20 protein-coding genes and 1 riboswitch are annotated in these 20,133 nt (G+C 45.6%); of the genes, 18 read left to right on the top strand and 2 right to left on the bottom strand.

Features of this window, described 5'->3' with window-relative positions:
* Window position 1 precedes the first annotated feature (1 nt).
* The 8 genes from GVJ38_RS06470 to GVJ38_RS06435 all read left to right on the top strand — a co-directional run bounded on the left by GVJ38_RS06470 (window position 2) and on the right by GVJ38_RS06435 (window position 8,527).
* Window positions 2-370: a YlbF family regulator gene (locus tag GVJ38_RS06470; protein WP_235032837.1), complete on the top strand. Its 369-nt coding sequence runs from the start codon at window positions 2-4 to the stop codon at window positions 368-370.
* Window positions 354-2,918 (top strand): DNA mismatch repair protein MutS, encoded by a 2,565-nt coding sequence (gene mutS / locus GVJ38_RS06465; RefSeq protein ID WP_159722359.1) that lies wholly within the window; start codon window positions 354-356, stop codon window positions 2,916-2,918. The genes GVJ38_RS06470 and mutS overlap by 17 nt, the downstream gene beginning before the upstream one ends.
* 88 nt (window positions 2,919-3,006) lie before the next feature.
* On the top strand, window positions 3,007-5,043 hold the full coding sequence (gene mutL, locus GVJ38_RS06460; protein WP_159722358.1) for a DNA mismatch repair endonuclease MutL: 2,037 nt from the start codon (window positions 3,007-3,009) through the stop codon (window positions 5,041-5,043).
* A gap of 19 nt (window positions 5,044-5,062) precedes the next feature.
* Complete coding sequence (locus GVJ38_RS06455; protein ID WP_159722357.1) at window positions 5,063-5,614, top strand: Maf family protein; 552 nt, start codon at window positions 5,063-5,065, stop codon at window positions 5,612-5,614.
* A gap of 57 nt (window positions 5,615-5,671) precedes the next feature.
* On the top strand, window positions 5,672-6,100 hold the full coding sequence (gene msrB, locus GVJ38_RS06450; RefSeq protein WP_159722356.1) for a peptide-methionine (R)-S-oxide reductase MsrB: 429 nt from the start codon (window positions 5,672-5,674) through the stop codon (window positions 6,098-6,100).
* Between the two features lie 243 nt (window positions 6,101-6,343).
* Complete coding sequence (gene ruvA, locus GVJ38_RS06445) at window positions 6,344-6,943, top strand: Holliday junction branch migration protein RuvA (protein WP_159722355.1); 600 nt, start codon at window positions 6,344-6,346, stop codon at window positions 6,941-6,943.
* A gap of 9 nt (window positions 6,944-6,952) precedes the next feature.
* On the top strand, window positions 6,953-7,957 hold the full coding sequence (gene ruvB / locus GVJ38_RS06440; RefSeq protein ID WP_159722354.1) for a Holliday junction branch migration DNA helicase RuvB: 1,005 nt from the start codon (window positions 6,953-6,955) through the stop codon (window positions 7,955-7,957).
* A 3-nt stretch (window positions 7,958-7,960) separates the two neighbouring features.
* Entirely contained in the window at window positions 7,961-8,527 is a 567-nt protein-coding gene (locus GVJ38_RS06435; RefSeq protein WP_159722353.1) for a TetR/AcrR family transcriptional regulator, read from the top strand.
* Here the strand turns inward: GVJ38_RS06435 and GVJ38_RS06430 are convergent.
* Window positions 8,524-9,483, bottom strand: a complete 960-nt coding sequence (locus GVJ38_RS06430; RefSeq protein ID WP_159722399.1) for a 2-hydroxyacid dehydrogenase family protein — start codon at window positions 9,481-9,483, stop codon at window positions 8,524-8,526. The two genes, GVJ38_RS06435 and GVJ38_RS06430, sit on opposite strands and share 4 nt — an antisense overlap.
* A gap of 78 nt (window positions 9,484-9,561) precedes the next feature.
* Here GVJ38_RS06430 and GVJ38_RS06425 point away from each other — a divergent pair, with 78 nt between their 5' ends.
* From GVJ38_RS06425 to thiT, 3 genes are all read left to right on the top strand, one after another.
* Window positions 9,562-10,020 (top strand): low molecular weight protein-tyrosine-phosphatase, encoded by a 459-nt coding sequence (locus GVJ38_RS06425; RefSeq protein WP_159722352.1) that lies wholly within the window; start codon window positions 9,562-9,564, stop codon window positions 10,018-10,020.
* 283 nt (window positions 10,021-10,303) lie between these two features.
* Window positions 10,304-10,678 (top strand): hypothetical protein, encoded by a 375-nt coding sequence (locus tag GVJ38_RS06420; RefSeq protein WP_159722351.1) that lies wholly within the window; start codon window positions 10,304-10,306, stop codon window positions 10,676-10,678.
* Between the two features lie 137 nt (window positions 10,679-10,815).
* Window positions 10,816-10,915, top strand: a riboswitch (TPP riboswitch).
* Window positions 10,916-10,972: 57 nt separating this feature from the next.
* The gene (gene thiT / locus GVJ38_RS06415) at window positions 10,973-11,563 is read left to right on the top strand and encodes an energy-coupled thiamine transporter ThiT (RefSeq protein WP_159722350.1); all 591 of its coding nucleotides are present in this window, start codon (window positions 10,973-10,975) and stop codon (window positions 11,561-11,563) included.
* 41 nt (window positions 11,564-11,604) lie between these two features.
* Here the strand turns inward: thiT and GVJ38_RS06410 are convergent, their stop codons facing one another.
* The gene (locus tag GVJ38_RS06410) at window positions 11,605-12,369 is read right to left on the bottom strand and encodes a hypothetical protein (RefSeq protein ID WP_159722349.1); all 765 of its coding nucleotides are present in this window, start codon (window positions 12,367-12,369) and stop codon (window positions 11,605-11,607) included.
* Window positions 12,370-12,662: 293 nt separating this feature from the next.
* On the opposite strand from GVJ38_RS06410, the gene GVJ38_RS06405 reads away from it, so the two are divergent.
* The 7 genes from GVJ38_RS06405 (at window position 12,663) to priA (ending at window position 20,098) form a co-directional block, all read left to right on the top strand.
* Window positions 12,663-13,382 carry a class A sortase gene (locus GVJ38_RS06405; RefSeq protein ID WP_159722348.1) on the top strand — a complete coding sequence of 240 codons (720 nt, stop codon included), beginning with the start codon at window positions 12,663-12,665 and terminating at the stop codon, window positions 13,380-13,382.
* 109 nt (window positions 13,383-13,491) lie between these two features.
* Window positions 13,492-15,084, top strand: a complete 1,593-nt coding sequence (locus GVJ38_RS06400) for a patatin-like phospholipase family protein (RefSeq protein ID WP_159722347.1) — start codon at window positions 13,492-13,494, stop codon at window positions 15,082-15,084.
* Window positions 15,085-15,086: 2 nt separating this feature from the next.
* Window positions 15,087-15,308 carry a YdbC family protein gene (locus tag GVJ38_RS06395; RefSeq protein WP_159722346.1) on the top strand — a complete coding sequence of 74 codons (222 nt, stop codon included), beginning with the start codon at window positions 15,087-15,089 and terminating at the stop codon, window positions 15,306-15,308.
* Window positions 15,309-15,320: 12 nt separating this feature from the next.
* Window positions 15,321-16,199, top strand: coding sequence for a YicC/YloC family endoribonuclease (locus GVJ38_RS06390; RefSeq protein ID WP_159722345.1), 879 nt, complete (start codon window positions 15,321-15,323; stop codon window positions 16,197-16,199).
* Window positions 16,200-16,327: 128 nt separating this feature from the next.
* A complete protein-coding gene (gmk, locus tag GVJ38_RS06385) occupies window positions 16,328-16,942 on the top strand; it encodes a guanylate kinase (RefSeq protein WP_159722344.1) in 615 nt (204 codons plus the stop codon).
* A 4-nt stretch (window positions 16,943-16,946) separates the two neighbouring features.
* Window positions 16,947-17,252, top strand: coding sequence for a DNA-directed RNA polymerase subunit omega (rpoZ, locus tag GVJ38_RS06380; RefSeq protein ID WP_159722343.1), 306 nt, complete (start codon window positions 16,947-16,949; stop codon window positions 17,250-17,252).
* Window positions 17,253-17,701: 449 nt separating this feature from the next.
* Window positions 17,702-20,098: a primosomal protein N' gene (gene priA / locus GVJ38_RS06375; protein WP_159722342.1), complete on the top strand. Its 2,397-nt coding sequence runs from the start codon at window positions 17,702-17,704 to the stop codon at window positions 20,096-20,098.
* Window positions 20,099-20,133 lie beyond the last annotated feature (35 nt).

Here is a 20,133-nt window from a genome sequence, read left to right as displayed (position 1 = left end):
GATGGATAAAGAGATCCAAGCCGCTTTGACAAAACTTACGGCGGCTTTAGCCAACAATGAATTAATCAAAAATTACCAGCAAGTCAAACGTCAAGTCGACCAAAGTGAAAAATTAGCCCAGTTGCAAACCGCAATCAAAAACGCGCAACAAGAAGCTGTCCAAGCGGAACATTATGAAAAACCAGCTGCTAAAAAACAAGCGTTGCAGCAAGCCGATGCGTTGAAAGAAGCTTTTGACACGCATCCGCTCGTGGGAAATTACCGCGCCCAATTGCTGGAAGCAGATGATCTGCTGCAATACGTAACCAATTTGATCCAACAAGAAATTAATGACGCAATAAAGGAAGATACGAATGCCTCAAAAAACTAAAAATACACCGATGATGGAACAATATTTAGCGATCAAAGCCCAATACAAAGACGCATTTTTATTTTATCGGCTCGGCGACTTTTATGAATTGTTTTATGATGATGCGATCAAAGTCGCGCAATTATTGGAGTTGACATTGACCAGTCGGAATCGAAACGCCGATGATCCGATCCCGATGTGTGGGGTGCCGCACCATTCAGCACAAGGCTACATCGATACTTTAGTCGAACAAGGCTATAAAGTCGCGATCTGCGAGCAGATGGAAGATCCAAAACAAGCAAAAGGCATGGTCAAACGCGAAGTCATCCAACTGGTCACACCAGGAACATTGATGGATGGCAAAGGAATCGAAGCGAAAGCCAATAACTTTTTAACGGCCGTGACGACTGAAGCTAGCGAATTTGGCTTTGCCTATGTCGATCTATCGACTGGTGAGCTGAAGACGGCGCATTTGAAAGACGCGGATGCGGTCATGAATGAAGCCACCGCACTCCAAACGAAAGAAATGGTCTTAGGTAGTGAGCTCCCAACTGATTTACATAAAAAATTACAAGAGCGGCTAGGTCTAGTTTTTTCAACGCAGACGGAACTAACGGACAATGCAGAATTTAATTTTTTAACGAGTGAGTTGTCTGATCCGTTAGAAAAAGCTGCGACGGGTAAATTGTTGACGTATTTAGCTGAGACGCAAAAGCGTAGTTTGGGTCACCTTCAAAAAGCCGAAGAATATCAGCCGGAACACTTTTTAAAGTTGGATTATTTTTCAAAAACGAATTTGGAATTGACGCGCTCGATCCGCACCGGGAAAAAACAAGGGACATTGCTGTGGCTGTTGGATGAAACAAAAACCGCGATGGGGGGCCGATTATTGAAACAGTGGATCGATCGGCCATTGATCCAAAAACGTGCAATCACCGCACGGCAAGCGATGACAGCATCTTTGCTCAACGCGTATTTTGAACGGATGGACTTGAACGAAGCACTGACGAAAGTCTACGATCTGGAACGTTTAGCCGGTCGCGTGGCATTTGGCAATGTCAATGGTCGTGATTTGATCCAATTAAAAACGTCACTGGAACAAGTTCCGCAGATCCGCCGCTTGCTTACCGGGATCAATCAAGGCGAGTGGAACGAGCTGCTAGTTGATTTGGAACCGTTGGAAGATTTGGTGGCGTTGATCGATCAAGCGATCAATGAAGAAGCACCGCTGCAGATCACAGAAGGTAACGTGATCAAAGATGGTTTCAACGAGACATTGGACCAGTACCGCGAAGCGATGAAAAACGGCAAGACGTGGTTAGCTGAACTAGAAGCTCGGGAACGAAAAGCCACGGGCATCAAAAACTTAAAAGTTGGCTACAATCGCGTCTTTGGCTATTATATCGAGATCACCAAAGCCAATTTAGCAAATTTAGCAGAAGGGAAATATGAACGCAAGCAGACTTTGACGAACGCAGAACGCTTCGTCACGCCTGAATTGAAAAAATTAGAGACCTTGATCTTAGAAGCCGAAGAAAAATCGGTCGCACTGGAATACGATTTGTTTTTAAGTGTCCGTGAAGAAGTCAAACGCGCGATCGACCGGCTCCAAAAATTAGCGAAAAGTATCAGTGCAGTCGATGTTTTGCAAAGTTTTGCCGCAGTGAGCGAACGTTACCAATACGTTCGGCCAGAAATGGAAGCCGCAGGACATAATTTGCAGATTAAAGAAGGCCGCCATCCCGTTGTGGAAAAAGTCTTAGGACATCAAGAATATATTCCTAACAGTGTCCACATGAATCAAGACGAAATGATTTTACTGATCACCGGACCGAATATGTCAGGGAAGAGTACGTACATGCGGCAGTTAGCCTTGACGGTGATCATGGCGCAGATGGGTTGCTTTGTGCCGGCGGAAAGTGCGCAATTGCCGATCTTTGACCAAATTTTTACTCGCATCGGGGCTAGTGATGATCTGATCGCTGGTCAAAGTACGTTTATGGTGGAGATGATGGAAGCCAATCAAGCACTGCGGCATGCGACGCCTAACAGTTTGATTTTGTTTGACGAATTAGGCCGCGGGACAGCGACTTATGATGGGATGGCACTAGCACAAGCGATCATCGAGTACATCCACCAAACAGTCAAAGCCAAAACACTTTTTTCGACTCACTACCATGAGTTGACGGTGCTGGAAGAAAGTTTACCTCACTTAAAAAATGTTCATGTCGGTGCCGTGGAAAAAGCTGGCGAAGTTGTGTTCTTGCACAAGATGATGGATGGACCAGCTGACAAAAGTTACGGGATCCACGTGGCCAAAATCGCCGGACTGCCGACTGATTTATTGTCGCGAGCCCAAACGATCTTAGCGGCATTAGAAGCTGAAGCTCCGAACCAAATGCTAGCTGAAGAAGCACCGACTGCTGACGAGAACGAACAACTTTCTTTATTCAGTGAGGTCTCGACGGCCGAACTTGGGGTGATCGACCAATTGAAAAAAATGAATCTACTGGAGATGACGCCGCTTGACGCGTTAAATCTTTTATATGAATTACAAAAACGAATCTAATAGTGATCCAAGCCTCAGCTAGCTGTGCTGGCTGAGGTCTACATAGTATGTGACACACGTTCGACCAAATAAGTAAAGGAGTGAGCGCATGGGAAAGATCCAAGAATTATCGGAGCGCCTAGCCAATCAGATCGCAGCCGGTGAAGTGGTTGAGCGCCCCGCTTCGGTGGTAAAAGAGTTAGTCGAAAACGCGATCGATGCCGGTTCGGATCAGATCGATATTTTGATCGAAGAAGCCGGTTTGAAAAAAATCCAAGTCACAGATAACGGTGAAGGGATCAGTCAAGCAGATGTCAAAAATGCGTTCAAACGCCATGCTACTAGTAAGATCCACAACCGGGATGACTTGTTCCGCATCCGAACATTAGGATTTCGCGGTGAAGCGTTGCCTTCTATCGCCTCAGTCTCGGAACTTTCGATTGAAACCGCAACGGCCGACGAAAGCCAAGGGACATTTTTATTTTTAAAAGGCGGGAAGATCGAACAAGAAGAGCCCACTAGTTTGCGGACAGGAACGAAGATCACGGTGGAAAATTTATTTTTCAACACACCGGCACGTTTGAAATATGTGAAGACTTTGCAGACGGAACTTGCAAACATCAGCGACATCGTCAATCGCATGGCGTTGAGTCATCCGACGATCGCGTTTCGCCTCGTACATGATGGGCATAAAATGCTAGCTACTAGCGGCAACGGCGATTTGCGGCAGACAATCGCGGGGATCTATGGGCTTGCGACTGCTAAAAAAATGGTGGTCGTCGATGCCGCGGATCTTGATTTTAAAGTGCATGGGTATGTCTCATTGCCGGAAGTGACGCGGGCCAGCCGGAATTATTTGTCGGTCATTATCAATGGGCGTTATATCAAAAATTACGCGCTAAATAAAGCCATCGTCAACGGCTACCAATCCAAACTCATGGTGGGCCGTTTTCCAATCGCTGTTTTAGAGATCACGATGGACCCGCTTTTAGTCGATGTCAATGTCCATCCGACAAAACAAGAAGTTCGCTTATCAAAAGAAAAAGAATTGATGGATCTGATCGCTCGTTCGATCGCTGACAGTTTAGCGAAACTAAACTTGATCCCAGAAGTCGGTGAAAATGAAACCTTTAAACGCCGAGTCAAAGAACAAACGACCGCCGAACAATTAGACCTGACGTTAGAACAGCCTAAACGTAAAAAAAGCGATTTGAGTTTTGATCCGCAAACGGGAATCTTTTACGTAGAACCAAAAGCTGAACCGAGCGTTGTAGCAGAAACGCCAGAGTCTGAAAGCGTCGAAAAGAGTGACGCGAGCACCGACGCTTCAACAGATGAAACGGATGTGGATCTGCCAGCACCTGTTGCTGATTTAACGCAAACGCCCACTGCAACGGAGCCTTCTACGCCGTTAGCTGCTGAACAATTAGCGAAGGAACCGTCAGCTGAAGCGTGGGAACTGGCAGAGCATCCGGAATTTGATCCGACTAGTGTCGCCGGTGAAAAAGCGATCGAACAAGCTGCGGAAAAATTAGCCGCCGAGCAAGTAACACAACGGTTTCCTCAGTTGGATTATTTCGGTCAGATGCACGGAACGTATTTATTTGCGCAAAGCTCAGACGGTCTTTATATCGTGGATCAACACGCAGCACAAGAGCGGATCAAGTATGAATATTTCCGTGAAAAAATTGGCGATGTGACCGCTGATCTACAAGAATTATTAGTGCCCTTTGTTTTGGATTATCCTGCTGATGACGCGTTGAAGCTGCAAGAAAAAACGGAGACGTTGCAAGAAGTCGGAATCTATTTGGAAAGTTTTGGCGCGAATAGTTTTATCGTGCGTGCGCACCCGACATGGTATCCGGCTGGACAAGAAGAAACGATCATTCGCGAGATGATCGAGATGTTGTTGAATACCGGTAGTGTCAGTGTGAAAAAATTTCGCGAAGCAACCGCGATCATGATGAGTTGTAAACGTTCGATCAAAGCCAATCATCATTTGAATGAAGCTCAAGCTCGAGTGTTGCTCCAAGATCTAGCGGAATGTGAAAATCCGTTCAACTGTCCTCATGGGCGTCCGGTTTTAATCCATTTTACGAATACGGACTTAGAGCACATGTTCAAACGTATTCAAGACCCACATTAAACGTCAGAAAGGAAATTCGATGAAAATTATTTTAGCTTCCCAATCGCCACGGCGCCAAGAATTATTGCGGTGGTTAGTACCAGATTTTGTGATCGAGCCAGCAGACATTGACGAAGAAGTCAAAACGTTGTATCCGCCTGAAGAATACGTCCAATTGATGGCTAAAGAAAAAGCCGCGTTGAGCGCAAAAAAACATCCGCAAGATTTAGTGATCGCTTGTGATACGATCGTCGCGTTAAACGGCAAAGTCTTGGGGAAACCCAAAGACCGCGCAGACGCTTTTACCATGTTGCAACAGTTGAGCGGGACACAACACGAGGTGTATACAGCTGTCGTGTTGCGGCGGGGCGAACAATTAGTCAAAGAATTGACGCAGGCGACCGTCACCTTTTTCTCGTTGACTAAAGGCGAGATCGATCGCTACCTTGACACAGGTGATTACCAAGATAAAGCGGGCGCTTACGGAATCCAACACGAAGCTGGCGTGTTCGTCAAAGAAATCAAAGGCGATTACTACAGCATCGTCGGTTTTCCAGTAGGTGTGGTCAATCAACTGTTGAAAAAATTCTAAGCAAAAAATTCGCTTTTAAAAATGGGCAGGCTTTATGCTAAAGCAGAGGTGAGTAGCATGGATAAAAAAGACTTGCAACAAAAATTAGATCCATTGGCGTATGCGGTCACACAAGAAAACGCGACGGAACAACCCTTTACTGGTCAGTATGATGATTTTTATCAAAAAGGGATCTACGTGGATGTCGTCAGTGGCGAGCCGCTGTTTTCTTCACGAGCAAAATTTGATGCGGGCTGTGGCTGGCCGGCTTTTTCCCAACCGATCAAAAAAAGAAGCGTGAAAGAAAAAGCTGATTTTTCGCACGGGATGCATCGGACCGAAGTCCGGAGCAAAGACGCTGATTCTCATTTGGGTCATGTCTTCAATGATGGTCCAAAAGACGCGGGCGGCCTGCGGTATTGTATCAATTCAGCGGCCTTAAAGTTTATCCCGGTGACAGAAATGGAACAAGCAGGCTACGGTGATTATTTAGATCAAGTCGAGTGATGCGTTACGCAAAATTTTTTTCAAACTAACTAGCACGAGATGCGAAATTTTTTTCGGATCTCGTTTTATTTTGTGAGGGGTACACTTGTTGTCGCTGACTTTTTTAACCGAGTCTTTTTTGTCAGCCACAAATATGCTAGAATAGACCAACGAGAACATATGTCCCGATTTGTGAGCCGAGGGAGCTTGTTCATTCGCGGCCCGACTCGTAAACGCTAGAAAAATTTTTGACAAGGAGAAGTCATGTACGAATATATTTCAGGAACACTTACATACATTTGCCCCACTTATGTCGTGGTGGAGGTCAGCGGGATCGGCTATCAGATCTATTTAGGAAATCCCTATCGTTACAGTAGTCAGCTGGATCAAGCAGTCAAGATTTTCGTCCAACAGATCGTTCGTGAAGACGCGCAATTACTTTACGGCTTTGACTCATTAGCGGAAAAACAATTATTCTTACGACTGGTCTCCGTCTCAGGCATCGGGCCGAAAAGTGGGCTAGCGATCATGGCTAACGATGACCATCAAGGCTTGATCCAAGCAATCGAAGCCGGTGACGTGACGTATTTGACGAAATTTCCTGGAGTCGGCAAAAAAACGGCGCAACAGATGGTCTTAGATCTTAAAGGAAAATTGACGGAACTGTTAGAAGATAAGATGTCGCTGTTTTATGAAGGCGATCTAGCCGGTGAACAAGCCTTGACGGAAGCGTTGGAAGCGTTGAGTGCGCTAGGTTATAGTGCCAAAGAAGTCAAGAAAGCCGAAAAAACGTTGGCAAGTGAAAGTTATGCAACGACGGATGAGTATTTGCGAGCGGCCTTGAAACTGATGATGAAAAAATAGGAGGGTGTAATGGTAGAAGAACATTTATTAGCACCGGATGCCGATGATGAAGATAAAGGCTTTGAACGTTCACTGCGACCTAGTTTTTTAAATCAATACATCGGCCAAGACAAAGTCAAACAAGAATTAAACATTTATATCAAAGCGGCTAAAAGTCGTGAAGAAGCATTAGATCATGTTTTGTTATATGGGCCGCCTGGATTAGGGAAAACGACGATGGCGATGGTGATCGCAAACGAGATGGATGTCAAGATCCGTACGACGAGTGGGCCTGCGATCGAACGGCCTGGTGATTTGGTGGCACTGCTGAATGAATTAGAACCAGGCGATGTGTTGTTCATCGATGAGATCCATCGTTTACCAAAAGTTGCTGAAGAGACGTTGTATTCAGCGATGGAAGATTTTTATGTCGATATCATGGTGGGACAAGGCTCGACGGCACATCCAGTTCATTTTCCGCTGCCGCCATTTACGTTGATCGGAGCTACGACGCGAGCAGGCATGTTATCGGCCCCGTTGCGTGATCGGTTTGGTATCGTGTCCCACATGGAATATTACGCTGAAGTGGATTTAAAAGAGATCGTCTTGCGGTCAGCTGATATTTTTCAAACGGAGATCGTGGAGACTGGTGCCGTAGAGATCGCCCGCCGTTCAAGGGGGACGCCGCGAATCGCCAATCGGCTGTTAAAACGAATCCGCGATTTTGCCCAAGTGCAATCAGACGGGGTGATCGACCAAACGATCGCTGACAGCGCGTTGCGGTTATTGCAAGTCGACCAAGCCGGACTCGATTACGTCGATCAAAAATTATTGAAAACGATGATCACATTATACGGTGGCGGACCGGTGGGACTCAGCACGCTTTCAGTCAATATTGGTGAAGAACGGGAGACGGTTGAGGATATGTACGAACCGTATTTGATCCAAAAAGGGTTCATCAAGCGCACGCCGCGGGGCCGAATTGCCACACCACTAGCTTATGATCACTTTGGTCTACCGTATGAAGGAGTTTAGCTGATGGTCAATCCGACGAAAAAAAGTTTAGTTCAGGCCTTGATTCAATTGTCACAAGCCAAACCTTTCGATAAGATCACGGTCCAAGATATCACCAAACAAGCTCAACTGAATCGCCAGACATTTTATTATCATTTCAAAGATAAAACCGATCTGCTGCGTTTTGCGTATTATGAATGCGGCATGGCTTATTTGACATCTGACAAGCTCAGTTTAGACAACTGGGAAGAAGCGGCATTGTTGATGTTAAAAACGATGAAAGACAATCACGCGTTTTATTTGCAGACGGTGACTGCTGATCCAGAAGTATTGTCACAAGAATTCACGAAACTAGCAAAAGGTTTGTTCGTTCGCTTGCTTGACGATGTAGCGCAAGAGATTACATTGACGACGGCAGATAAAGAATTTTACGCGCGTTTTTTAGCGCATGGTTGTGCCGGGATCTTGATTGATTGGTTAAAAAATGGAACGATCGAGCCGCCCATCACGATCGCGGCTCAATTGTTCCAATTTGCAAAAGATATCGAATTTTTTGCGTATCGTTTGTACCAACGCAATCGCGAACATTAATTGACGACGTATTCGACATGACCGCCAGTCAGTTGAGCGATGGCGTTTTTCGCGACGATCTCAGCCATTTGATCCCGGGCTTCAACGCTAGCGTTCCCGATATGCGGGGTCAAAATGACGTTTGAAAATGTTTTTAATTCCGCTGTGACGTTCGGTTCGAACTCGTAGACATCTAGTGCGGCGCCGGCTAGTTCGTTGTTTTTCAAAGCGGTCGCTAATGCTTGTTCATCGATCAACGGACCCCGCGCAGCATTGATCAAAAAGGCAGTCGACTTCATTTGAGCAAATTCATCAGCTGTCAGTGTATGGGTCGTTTCAGGAGTGAGAGGTGCATGTAACGTCAAAATATCCGCTTGAGCTAACAATTCAGCTTTGGAAACGAACGTCGCCTGTAAAGCCGCTTCTTTTTCAGCTGGTAGGCGGTGACGTTGCGTATAAAGGATCTGCATCCCAAAAGCGCTCAATTTTTCCGCTAAAGACTGTCCGATCTGACCCATGCCAAAGATGCCGAGAGTCTTGCCCTTTAGCTCATGACCTAAGAAAAAGAGTGGTGCCCAGCCGTCAAAACCTTGCGCGTGCATCACCCGATCGCCTTCTACGATGCGCCGCGATAATGCGATGATGAGACCGGCCGTCAGTTCGGCGGTCGCATTGGTGGAAACAAGTGGCGTGTTGGTCACCAAAATATTTTTTTGTTTTGCGTAGTCACTGGCGATATTGTTGAAGCCAGCTCCAAAGTTTGCGATCAATTTCAAATTCGGCGCGTGATCGATCACGGCTTGATCAACGGTCGTCGATAAAGGACAGATCAGCACTTCACAATCTGCGGTCTGCTTCAATAATTCTGTTTTTGAGATGAGACCTGGTCCGTCATAAACGGCGTAGGTGATCTTGGCTTGGTCTAATAATTCAGTTCCAAGCGCCGGTAATTTAGCTGAAATAAACACTTTCATGATAAAATCCCTCTTTCGTTTTTCGTCTCTTAGTTGACTATAGCACGAATCAAAACGAAGAGAAAATCAGGAGGACTTGCGATGAAAAAAGTTTTATTCGTCTGTCTGGGTAACATTTGTCGGTCACCGATGGCAGAAGCGTTGTTCAATGAAAAATTTCAAGCGGAACATTTGCCGCTAGTAGCAGATTCAGCTGGAACGAGTGGCTGGGAAGCCGGCAATCCCGCTCATCATGGTACACAAAAAATTTTACGAGAACACGGTGTGGCTACCACCGGACTGATCTCGCGGAAGATCATGCGGCAAGATTTTTACGATGCGGATTATATTATTGGCATGGATGAACAAAATATTCATGATTTGAGACAACTCGCGCCCAAGGATACTCAAAATAAAATTTATTTATATTTGTCGATCGTGCCGAATATTAAAAATACGACGATTCCCGATCCTTGGTATACGGGAGACTTTGACGAAACGTATCGTTTGATTGAAAAAGGTCTTCCTTACTGGTTAGCGTTTTTTAATGCGCAGAACTAGCGGATTTCTTGTCTTTTAGAAAGTCATCCAGTAAAATAAAGCCAGTTCTTTAACAGAAGGTGGCGACCTGCTGGTAAAAATAGTGAGGGCTTCCTGCATCGAGCCTTCAATTTCAAGCTAAGTCCGTCAGCCTACTTAAGAATTTAAAAAATTGATTACCTTAATCCGAAGAAGGATGCCAGTTCCACTGTGGGTTGTACTAGTGGAATGGTATACGGCCTGAAGACCAAACTAAGTTTTTGTAAAAAAACTTAATCCCTTATTATGAAGAAGGAGAAACCCGATGAAACCCAAACCCGAAAAACGTAAAAAGAATTTGATTCGTTTGTTTTCTGACTCTTCCTATCGCTTGCTTTCGGAATTTTTGACCGATTCTCCTAATCGTAAAATCGAAGAGCAAAAGCGCAAAAATCAAACGATGATCGACCAATTAAAATTAGCGGCTTTAAAAGATAGTTTAGTCGTTTTACAGATCCAACCGCAACGCGATGTGTTGAAATTTGAAACGATCTCTGGCTGGTTGAGTATCAAAACGATCACGGAAAATTCGGTGATGGTCCGAACACCAGAAGACCGATTGTTGATGATCAAAGTCGAAACGATCAAAAAAATGACTAGCTTAGCTCCTGATGGAAAACGAAAAAGTATTTCTCGTTAGTGACTGAGGTTGCTAGTTCAAATTTTTGGCGGTTAAATGAGCAAGTTTACATTTAACTGGTGTGTGAAAACGATTTTTTGAGCGCGAGGTCTTTATTTTCAAAAAATTTGTGGTACACTTAACGCGAAAAGAATATGACTGTCACAAAGGGGAGCTTTTTGGCTGAGATTGAGAAAACCTCTAAACCCTAGTACCTGTTTCGGTAATCCGAGCGTAGGAATTGTGATGAAGTAATTTTGCTATTACTTCTCCTTTGTGAACGAGTTAGTTCTTAAAAAAGGAGGAGTTTTTATTATGGGCAACAAAACACGTATCATGATCGAAGGAACGGTCGTTGCGGCATTGGCATTGGCATTGTCGCTGATCCCCGTTTCCATCGGCAGCAGTTTCAGTATTTCGTTGGGGATGATCCCGCTAGTCATTTATGCGTTCCGTCGTGGATTCAAACCGGCGATCTTAGCTGCGTTTATTTGGGGCTTGTTGCATTTTCCCACCGGGCAAGTCTATTACTTGAGTGTTGTGCAAGTCTTGATCGAATATCCGATCGCTTTCACCTTTGCCGGTTTTGCGGGGCTATATGCCGACAAAGTTCAGCAGGCTTTGCTAGTGCAAGATCAGAAGACTGCGCGGGTGGCGATCGTTGAAGGAACGTTAGTCGGAACGGTCGCGCGTTACTTTTGGCATTTCGTTGCCGGGGTGGCCTTTTGGGGTAGTTATGCGTTGTGGGGCTTGAATCCTTGGATTTTCTCGTTTGTGATGAACGGGTTAAGCGGTTTGGCGACTGCCCTTGTGACGATCGTCATCACGGTGATCATCGCAGAAAAAATGCCGAGCTTGTTCTTACCAAAAGATGAAAAGTTCTCGGTCAAAAAAGTTAATCAATAGCAGACAAAAAGGACGAAAAATCAACTTGATTTTTCGTCCTTTTAACGTAAAGCCAGTCCCATTTCATCAAAGTCGAGCGCTAATGTCCAACGTTTTTGTTGGCTATCGTAAGTCAATGTAGCCATTTGCTGGTCAAACTGATTAGTATTTTTGCGCCAACCTTTTTCATCAGATAAGTAGATCGGGACTTGATAGATTTGGTTTTCAAACGTCGCTTGCTCTAAACAAAATACGAGTCCTTCTTGAAACAGCGGATAAAGTTCTTTTAATGTTTCGGTCTCTAAACGCGCAACAGCAGGTGTCCGGCGAAAAAGCGAGCGGCGTTCCGTGCAACGCTCTTGGACGATCCGCATGAGTTTGTTGGCTAAGATCCGATAAAATTCATCTAAGTAGCGATAGTACACACGTAACGTATCGTTGCCGAGATTGAAGTAGACAAAGTTATTTTGTAATTTATAAAAGAAAGGCGAATGCAATTGGGTCTTCATGTGACCAAAATACAATAACTCAGAAATTTCTAACGGCGAAAGTTCTTTTAAAAGGGTCGGATCATTGAAGTCCATCCACTTATTAGCATTGGAGTTGGCGTAATGTTTATTGGTAAAAAATTGGTTCACTGCTTGCGAGCCATTGATCACTTTCAAACCACTGTGGGGCTCGTATTCACCGACATCGGCCGCCGGGTCTAACAGCAACAGGTGATTGGGCTGATGCACGATCCCTTCGACGAAATCCAGATGCGAGATGCCTTTTGAAAAAACGGCATTGCTGGTAGTATCGATGTATACAAATAACATATCTGGCACGCTGTTTCCCCTCCCCACTTTTAGTCACACTTATTTTAACGCAACGCCAAAAAAAAAGCTCGTTTCTTTTATTTTAAAATTAGATTACAAGCCTTCATTTTTTCTGCAACACAGCAGCTAGTTAAAAATGAGCAAAAAAAACCAAAATGAACGCGTAACGAAAAAATAGACAAAGCTTGCGAATGTGAGTATCATGGCAGTGAAGTCGACCTTTCAAATCGGGTTCAGATGAGTAAGCAACTAAGAGAAACTTAAACTGTTTATGGTATGATAAATAAAAAGGAGGTAGCTGGATGGCACCCAAAAAAAAGCGCAGAAAACGCAATTGGTTGATCAACGGCTTGTTGCTGCTTTTATTATTAGTCGGCTTGGCGCTGATCTTCAACAATCAAATCAAAAATTTCTTGATCCAACATAATGGTGAGAAGTATGCTGTTGCCAACGTGACGAAAGATCAAATCGCAAAAAACGCGCAGCAGGCAGCTTCATTTGATTTTGATGCAGTCCAGCCTGCCAGTACCGAAGCGGTGATCCAAGCGCAGCTGAGTAACAAACGACTGCCGGTGATCGGCGGGGTGGCGATCCCTTCTGTCAAGATCAATTTGCCAATTTTTAAAGGCTTATCCAATGAAGCGTTGCTCTATGGTGCGGGGACTTTGGAGCCTGATCAAAAAATGGGTGAAGGCAACTACGCCTTAGCCAGTCATCGAGCTGCTGAGCCGGAGTTGTTGTTTACGCCGCTAGAACGCATGAATGTCGGGGATCAGATCTTCATTACGGACCTCACAAATATTTACACGTATGATACGACGTTGAAAGTTCGGGTGCAGCCAACGGAAGTCCAGTATTTGGATACGTTGCCGGATAAAAAACAGATCACGCTGGTAACGTGTGGTGAGATTGAAGGGGTGACTCGGATCGTCGTGCAAGGTGAGTTGAAAAAAGTCACGCCGATCAAAAAGGCCTCGACTGAAATGTTGAACGCTTTCCAAATGGCGCAACGCACATACTAAAGAAAGCAAAAATAAAAACAGGTGGACCGTTTGCGGCGCACCTGTTTTTTATGACCGTAATGTAGGAGGCCTTGCTATAAAGGGCTGCTAATAATGACAGGAGGTTGTTATGAAAGTCGAAAAAATTTACCCGAGTCAGCGGCTGACAAATCCTAAATTTTTGACGAGTCGCTTGCTTTGGCCGTTTTATCCGACGCAAAAAAAAGCCCGCACCGCGATGCGCAATGCACCGACCGTCTTTTTAGTGACCGGTCAAAGTGCACAGCTTTTTGTGGCCGTTCAAACGCAGAAACGAGTTTGGCGAGTGACGAATGTATTAGCTCCTCAAACGGCGACACTCAGTTGGCGGAAGATCTTGCAGCTAGTAGAGACCGCCGCTCGGCAAAAATTTGTCACCCAGCTGACAATTGAACTAACTGCTCCCCATGAGCTAGCGGCGTGGTTCAAACGTCACGGCTACCAGCAGACCACTGATGGCTTTAGCAAAAAGTTAGCGTATCACACGGGCCTAGTATTAGGCGGTGGTGGGGCGCATGGGGCTTATCAGATCGGGGCTTGGCAAGCGTTGCAAGAAAAAGCTATCCCCTTTGACTTGATCGCAGGAACTTCCGTTGGTGCGTTAAACGGTGCATTGATCGCGCAAAATGATGTGGCAGCGGCGCGAGCGTTATGGGAAAAAATCGAGACGAGTCAAGTCTTAGCTTTTACGTATCAGCAGTTAGATGATGCAGACTTTTCAGCGCAATTGGATTTGTTGCGCAATTTTATTACGACGGCTTTGCGGACTGGGGGCTTGTCAACGGAACCGCTGCGGGAATTGTTAGCTAGTCAAATCGATTTCACTGCGTTGCAAAGCGGCATCCCGTTAGCTATCGTGACAACGCGCGTACCGAGTTTCACCGAAGTCATCGTGCAGTTAAATCACGAGCCGCCCGCTAAAATGATCGACTGGTTGTTAGCTTCTTCGGCATTTTTCCCGTTGATGGCAGTCGAAAAAATCGCAGATGCGTACTATGTCGATGGCGGGTATCGTAATAATTTGCCTCAAGACGTTGCGCTAAAAGCTGGCGCTACCGAGTTGATCACACTAGACATTCACGGTCCAGGAATCGATCGCAAAGTGACTGTCCCAGATGAGATCGCGCAAAATTTATGGAAAACGAATTGGAATTTGGGGGATCTGCTGTTGTTTCAAACTTCTCGCTGCCAAGGGAACTTGACATTAGGCTACTTGGAAACAAAGCGGCAATTAGAAGACTTGCCGGGCACGTGGTATACTTTTACTAGTGAAACGGAGCTGCGCCAACTTTCGGCCCGTTTAATTCGTTATTTGCAAGCCCGACTGCCGATTACTTTAGAAACGCTGCAAGCGAGTAGCTCAGCACCATTAGAATTAATTTGTTTGCCGCTCTTAGAACAGTGGGGGCGCTGGCTGAAAGTCTCTCCCCTTCAGCCGTATTCGGTCGCAGAATTTACCGCAGAATTATTCGCGCAACTAAAAAGCACTCAGCCGCAGCCAGGTCCATGGACGGTCCAAGAGCAGTGGCAAACGTATTGGCAGTCCCACAACTTTTTTTCAGATTATCAGCAAGTGACGCGATTAGTGGCGGCGCTGAAGCAACAGACAGATCGACCAACGAGCCGACGTTTGCCGAAGCTGCAGCTGCTGGCGTGGTGTTTGATTTTTTTACAGGAGGAATAAAGATGGCACAAGAATTTAGTTATGAGATCGTAGAAGAGATCGCTGTTTTATCAGAAAATCCCAAAGGCTGGCGGAAAGAATTGAACTTAGTCAGCTGGAACGGGCGACCACCGAAATTTGATTTGCGAGATTGGGCGCCGAACCATGAAAAAATGGGCAAAGGTGTAACGTTGTCTAATGAAGAGTTCGAAGCGTTACAAAAAGCCTTGACCGAAATGAAATGAGGCGAGCGGTAGATGAAAAGTATGACAGGGTACAGCCAAGCGCAAGTCGCCAATGAACGATCTGAAGTCCGAATCGAAATCAAAAGTGTCAACAATCGCTTTTTAGATCTCCAATTTCGTTTGCCTAAAGAACTCAATGCCAGTGAAGTGGAGTTGCGCCAATTAGCAAAAGCTAAACTGGGACGTGGTCGGATCGAATTTTTCGTGACCGTTCAGCCGCTGGGGCAAACAGGGAAAAAAGTCGTGATCGATTGGCAGCTGGCCGATCAATTAGTGGCACAACTGACGGCCGGCGCACAAAAACATTATGGCGCGCGGATCGATCCGCAAGAAGTGTTGCTAAAAGTCATTGCTGATCCGGCTTATGTCACGATCGAAGAAGAAAATGAAACGGCTAGTTTGAATGAATTAGCGTTAGAAGCTGCTGAGATCGCCTTGAACCAATTGATCAAAAGCCGTGAGCAAGAAGGTGCCGGGATTAAAAAAGTTTTACTGGCCCAACAAGCGGAATTGACGCAGATCTTGACAGAGCTAAACCGTTTTGTCGCGGTCTACGAAGCAGAATTCAAAACGCGTTACGAAGCGAAACTGCAAACGTATTTGAGTGCAACAGTCGACCAAGAGCGCTTGTTGACGGAACTTGCGATTTTACTTGAACGCGGGGATATCCATGAAGAGCTGGACCGGCTGGCGATCCATTTGAAAAAATTGGCGCAGCTGTTGGAACAAACGGGTCCGGTGGGGCGTGAGTTGGACTTTTTATTGCAAGAGATGAATCGCGAGGTCAACACGATCGGTTCGAAATCTAGTGCGATCGAGATCAAAAACAGTGTGGTGGCTGCTAAAACGAATTTGGAAAAGATCCGCGAGCAGATCCAAAATGTCGAATAAAACTTTTCTCAGCTAAAGCGGTTCGCACCGCGCTTTTATGGGCTTCACAAGAAAGTGGTACTTGAAATTTATGCTAAAAAAGTGCACAATAGTCGTTAGCTAAAAAAAGACCATGAAAGGGCGTTATTATGTCGGAACGAGGACTGTTGATCGTATTATCTGGACCTTCAGGAGTAGGGAAAGGAACGGTGCGCAAAGCGATATTTGAACGAGATGACAATGACTTCCAATATTCTGTTTCCATGACGACGCGGCAAAAGCGCGCTGGCGAAGTGGAAGGCGTGGATTATTTTTTCCGCACCCGTGAAGAATTCGAAGCGTTGATCGCGTCAGGTGAGATGTTGGAATATGCTGAATATGTCGGCAATTATTATGGCACGCCGCTTTCTTATGTGAATCAGACGTTAGACCAAGGAAAAGATGTGTTTTTAGAGATCGAAGTCCAAGGTGCCCAACAAGTGAAAGAAAAAGTGCCGGATGGCGTTTTTATTTTTTTGACGCCGCCTGATTTAGCCGAGTTAAAAGCTCGGATCGTCGGCCGCGGGACCGATAGCCCGGAAGTAATCGACCAGCGGATGCAAAAAGCGCGAGAAGAAATCGAGATGATGGCGCTATATGATTACGCGGTGGTCAATGATGAAGTGCCCCAAGCAGTGGAACGAATCAAAGACATCATCGTCAGCGAACATTATCGCGTCGATCGTGTCATCGGAAAATACATTAAAATGTTAAAGGAGATATAAGCTTATGATGTTAAGACCTTCAATCGATACGTTGTTAGACCATGTCAACTCAAAATACTCACTGGTGATCTTATCCAGTAAACGTGCGCACGAACTAGATCTAGGAGCCCAACCAACCTTAGATAATTTTGAATCAGTCAAAAGTGTTGGCCAAGCTTTAGAAGAAATCGATTCAGGAACGGTGATCAGTGATCCACATCCAGAAGTGAAACGGGAACGTTTGAAATTAGAAGCAGAAGACCGTAAAATGCAACAAGACCGCGAACGACGTGAACTCGAAGCGCGTGTCCATGATGAAAAAAATAGCTAGGAGCAGGTGTTGACACTTTTCTCAACTTAAAGTGAGTTGCTTTTCAATTTGCTAGAAAAAAGTAACTAGCTAAGATTTCAGAGACAAAGCGAGAACGATTTGACGTTGTTTTACAACTGAATCGTTCTCGCTTTTATTTAATCAATCTAAGTGAAGTGGTAAAAAGAATTCAGGTGTTTACACCTGTTTCCTTTTTTTATTCTGATGCAAAAAACTGATTACCATAAATTGAAGAAGGGTGCCAGTTCCACTTTGAAGTGTATTAGTGGAATGGTATGTCAGCCTGAAAATCAAACTAAGTTTTTGTCAAAAAACTGATTACCTTAATATGAAGAAGGAAGCCAGTTCCACTTTGAAGTGTATTAGTGGAATGGTATGCGGCCTGAAGATCAAACTAAGTTTTTGTCAAAAAACTGATTACCTTAATATGAAGAAGGAGAACCTACAAAATGAAAATCGCGGAAGTGATCGTCGATGTCCCGGCGATGCAAACGGATCAGCCGTTTAGTTATTTGATCCCGCCGGAGCTTGCAGTGTTATGCGGCATGCGGGTCGAGGTCAGTTTTGGTCCGCGGCAAGTGCAAGGATTTGTCGTAGCCATCAAGGAGCTAGCGGCAACTGAAGCCCCGGAAAATTTAAAACCGATCACGCGCGTGCTGGATTTGGCGCCGGTCTTAAATTCAGAACTATTGGCGTTGGCTGATTACATGAAAGAAGTGACGTTTGCCTTTAAGATCACGTGTTTACAGACGATGTTGCCCAGTGTCATGAAAGCGAGCTACGAAAAAAAGATCGTCGTAAAACAAGCGGACCCGGCGATTTTAGAATTATTTGGGGGCGAAAAAGAGATCGCGTGGACGTTAGCCGAAGAACGCGGCTGGCTGAATCAATTAGCCAAGTGGCGAGCAGCCGATCAAGTCGAGGTCAAATACGAAGTTCACACGAAAAACAAAGTCAAAACCGAACGCTATCTCAAACGGACATTGTCAGTGGAAGCTTTAGCCAAAGAACGCGCCGCGATCCGTAAAGGTGCGACTAAGCAACTCGCCTTGGTGGATTTTTTACAGACAATGCCGGCTGAGCAGTACATAAAAGTCAGTGAACTTAAACAGTTCAGTGCCGCCGTGTTAAAACAAGGAGCCCAAAAAGGTTGGCTCGAGCTGAAAGACTTTGAACGCTACCGTGATCCATTTGCGGAAAGAGAATTTACTCAAACGAGCGCGTTGACGTTGAACACTGAACAACAAGCGGCCCAACAAGCGATCACAAGCGCAGTCAAAAAGCAGCAAGCGCAAGTATTTTTGTTAGAAGGTGTGACCGGAAGCGGGAAGACGGAAGTGTATCTTCAAGTGATTGCCGATGTGTTAGCTCGCCAACAGACCGCGATGATGTTAGTGCCTGAGATCGCGTTGACGCCTCAGATGGTGACGCGTTTCAAAGCGCGCTTTGGTTCGGAAGTCGCCGTGTTACATAGCGGCTTGTCACAAGGGGAAAAATATGACGAGTGGCGCAAGTTAGAACGCGGCGAGGCTCATGTAGTGGTCGGTGCGCGTTCGGCGATCTTTGCGCCGTTAGCTAATCTTGGGGTGATCATCATTGACGAAGAACACGAGACGAGTTACAAGCAAGACGAATCGCCGCGTTATCACGCACGAGACTTAGCGATCTGGCGAGGAAAATATCATCAGTGTCCAGTCGTCTTAGGAAGTGCGACCCCGTCATTAGAATCCCGAGCGCGAGCGCAAAAAGGCGTGTACCAGCTGTTGCCACTGAAAAAGCGTGCCAGTCAAGACGCGCAACTGCCCACCGTTAAAGTCGTTGATCTGAAAGGCGAGATGCAAAAAAAAGACGCCAACTCATTTTCAATGGAGCTGTTAGAAAAATTATCTGATCGGTTGGCAAAAGGCGAACAAAGTGTATTGCTGCTGAACCGGCGGGGCTATTCGTCATTTGTTATGTGTCGCGATTGCGGCTATGTCTTGCCTTGTCCGAACTGTGATATTTCGCTGACGTTGCACATGACCAGCAAAACGATGCGCTGTCATTATTGCGGTCATGAAGAAAAGATCCCCCACATCTGTCCTAATTGCGGTCACGGCAAGATCCGCTATTACGGGACCGGCACGGAAAAAGTCCAAGAAGAGCTGGAAAAATTATTACCCACTGCGCGCGTATTGCGGATGGACGTGGATACGACCCGTCGTAAAGGCGCCCATGAAAAAATCTTGCAGACGTTTGGGGAAGGGCGAGCCGACATTTTATTAGGAACACAAATGATCGCCAAAGGATTGGATTTTCCGAATGTGACGCTCGTCGGAGTCTTAAATGCCGACACGGCGCTCAATTTACCGGATTTTCGTTCCAGTGAGCGGACGTTCCAATTGTTGACGCAAGTTAGTGGTCGAGCTGGTCGCGGCGCCAAAAAAGGGGAAGTCATCATTCAAACGTTTAACCCTGACCATTACGCGATCCAACTTGCTAAGCAGCAAAATTACGAAGCCTTTTACCCAATCGAAATGAAGATGCGGCACCAAACGGATTATCCGCCGTATTTTTTCACGGTGAAACTGACGATCTCCCATCAAGAAGAACAAAAAGCCGCGCAAAAAGCGTTTCAACTAGCTGAAAAACTCAAACGCAGCTTGAGCGCCCAAAGTATTTTACTCGGACCTGCTCCCAGTGCGATCTTGCGAATCAAAAACCGTTACTACTACCAGCTGATCATCAAATACAAACGCGAGCCGCAGTTGCACGCTACGTTAGAAGAGATCTTACACGAAAGCCAAAAAGATCAACGCCAAGGTTTACTCGTTTCGATCGATAACGAGCCGCTGTATTTTATTTAAGTCGCGTAAAAAAAGTCACACGAACAAAATAAATT

The sequence above is a fragment of the Enterococcus sp. CSURQ0835 genome, assembly GCF_902706605.1.
Classification (GTDB): domain Bacteria; phylum Bacillota; class Bacilli; order Lactobacillales; family Enterococcaceae; genus Enterococcus_A.
The sequence above is the reverse complement of the archived record's forward strand: the minus strand, read 5'-3'. Positions and strand labels throughout refer to the sequence as shown.